At 49.8% G+C, this 275-nt stretch carries 1 protein-coding gene; it reads right to left on the reverse strand.

Features of this window, described 5'->3' with window-relative positions; all coding sequences use genetic code 11:
- A partial coding sequence (locus QWJ41_RS21255) for a hypothetical protein (RefSeq protein WP_302710492.1) occupies window positions 1–275 on the reverse strand: 275 nt, incomplete at both ends.

Here is a 275-nt window from a genome sequence, read left to right on the forward strand (position 1 = left end):
TGATGGTCATTTGGGCGAAGAGGACCGCCCGCTGTTCAGGTGTTTTCTTGGCCGAGGCGATGGCGGCACGTACTTCCTCCAATGTCATGAAGGACGGTTCCGGGTAACCCTCCTGAAAATTAATTGCGGTCAGCGTTTCGATCGTATCGGCATTGGCGATAGAATCAAGCTGCTTTTTGATGTTTTTATCGCAGTCTCCATAATTGGCCAATACACGACCGGAAATGAACAGGGCTTCATCGGGTGAAACCTCAACCACTCCGGATTCTGTTATA

This window comes from Nocardioides cremeus (assembly GCF_030518195.1).
In the GTDB taxonomy this organism is placed as follows: Bacteria; Actinomycetota; Actinomycetes; order Propionibacteriales; family Nocardioidaceae; genus Nocardioides; species Nocardioides cremeus.